Source organism: Azospirillum terrae (genome assembly GCF_053470425.1).
In genome coordinates this window covers 1-2,257 of sequence record NZ_JBPXMR010000044.1, presented here as the reverse complement: position 1 = coordinate 2,257, position 2,257 = coordinate 1, and the positions used below count along the sequence as shown (strand labels likewise).

The window sequence follows — 2,257 nt, the reverse complement described above, 5'->3', positions numbered from 1 at the left end:
AAGGATGTTAAGGTTGGGGATATTCGGAGTTATTTTAGCAGCAAGATCAAGATTAAAGATCTCGAGTATACCAATCAATACGGTACGTTTGTGCTGTGTGACTATATCTACGATGCGGAAGAAAAGGAGCGTGTCGATGGAGTATGGGATATTGAAAAAGGCGTAAGTGCTAGTGAACAAAATCCTTATGAGATTCTGCACCTCCTCTGTATGCAAAATTCGACCATCGGTTATCTGGTCAAGAATCGAAGGGACAATGAGGTAATGGGTTTAAGTTACAAGCAGACCTGGAAACTTCTTTACCATGAAGGAGCTGCAAATGCTGAGGCTACAATAAGTCGATATCGTCAGCATACAACCTACTTACTCGATAGTATTGATGAGCTGCCCTCATTTAGTAGTTCGTATTGGCAAATCTCACCCTTTGATGAGCAAGGACAGAAGAACTTTATTTTAACAAAGGAGCATTCCTGTTAGAAGGATTTTCGGGGACTTGAACAAAAAAGAGCCCTCTTGGTATGATACGGGGTGTCAAATCGTGCGCCGAATTGACCCCTAACTTAGTTAACCAAGGAGGACTCCAAAGTGGATTTTAAACAAAATCAGAAAATAAATCAAGTCACCGAAAATACACTCGTAGTCGGGATCGATATTGCGAAGCGAAAACATTTCGCCTGCTTTGTCGATGACCGTGGACGTGTGCTCCGAAAGTCTTTCTCAGTTCTACAGTCCAGCCAGGGTTTCGAGAGTTTTTACCAGCGTATTTTGACTGCCATGAACGAACATGAAAAGACGGAGGTCATTGTCGGTATTGAACCAACCGGCCATTATTGGCTTAATCTAGCCTATTTCCTTGAGGAACGGGGCATTCCCCTGGCGATGACCAACCCTATGCACGTCAAGCGATCAAAGGAGTTGGATGATAACCTGCCAACCAAACATGACCGCAAGGATGCGCTGGTCATCGCTCGCTTAATCAAGGATGGGCGTTTCAGTTATCCTCGCATCCTAAAGGATATGGAGGCTGAACTCCGTGTGGGTTCAACGTTCAGAAGCAAGTTGACCGAGGAACTTGGGTCCGTCAAAAACATGATTATTCGCTGGATCGATCGCTATTTTCCTGAGTTCACTCAGGTCTTTCCGTCATTCGGGAAGATGGCAATGGCTGTCTTGGAATGCACGCCTTTTCCGGCCGATCTTCATCAGAAACAACCGGATGAGGTATTGGCACTTTACCGTAAGGTCGAGGGGCTCAAATCTCCCCAAAGGCCGAAAGCCATACAACTCATAGAACTCGCTTCAGACTCGATTGGGGTAACAGAAGGACGGGAGATGGCCCGTATTGAAATCGCCACACTCGTTCGCCGTTACCACCAGTTGGAACAGGAGATTGAAAGCATTACGCACCACCTGGTTGAACTTATCAAAACATCAGTTGAATACGAATGGCTCTCAACGGTTCCTGGACTTGGAGATACCACGATTGTCGATTTACTAGCTGAAATCGGAAGCTTTTCTCACTATGAAGATCCACGCCAACTAATCAAACTAGCGGGACTGACATTACGGGAAAATTCCTCCGGCCAGCACAAAGGTCAAAAAAGGATTTCCAAACGGGGCAGAAGAAAGCTTCGCGCCCTCCTATTCCGAGTGATGATGCCTATGGTTCGCCATAATGATGCCTTTAGAAGGCTGCATGAGTATTACACAAATCGTAAAGACAATCCGTTACGCAAGAAGCAATCCATCGTGGTTCTATGCGGAAAACTATTGAAAGTTCTCCATGGAATTAGCACGAAGCACAAAGCGTTTGACGCAAAGCGAATGATGAAGGATATTCCTAGTCTCGCAGAGGCTATGTAAAGTCCTGCATCCCCTTAAAAGAACTAGACAACAGGATGACACGGAGAAGCTGGCACTATAAACACCATCCGACCTTGAGTCCCTAAAGGAGCTTCGCTAGCCTCTGCCTTATGACTAGACCGAACGAAGGAATGTAGGCACTTTGATGCCCAGAGACATGGGAGGGTACGTCATCATAAGCTACGCAGAGATCCATTGTGCATCGTATATATACTGATCACTACTTTTCCATCATTACCCAGTAGTGACCGCGTAGCGTACCCACCAATTGTAAGAGAATCACATATTTATTAATTTCTGTTAGGGTATATGTCGAAAAATATTTTTTTGACATCCCACCAACGGGTCAAACCGTTGATATATCAATATTTATAGAGGGAGCTAATGAATGAGT

At 44.9% G+C, this 2,257-nt stretch carries 2 protein-coding genes; both read left to right on the top strand.

Annotation, left to right across the window (positions count from 1 at the left end; genetic code table 11):
- Positions 1-477, top strand: a 477-nt coding sequence (locus tag ACSVDD_RS29845; protein WP_510167028.1) for a hypothetical protein, incomplete at its 5' end; no start/stop codon positions are given.
- A 108-nt stretch (positions 478-585) separates the two neighbouring features.
- Positions 586-1,863, top strand: a complete 1,278-nt coding sequence (locus ACSVDD_RS29840) for an IS110 family RNA-guided transposase (protein WP_510167027.1) — start codon at positions 586-588, stop codon at positions 1,861-1,863.
- Positions 1,864-2,257 lie beyond the last annotated feature (394 nt).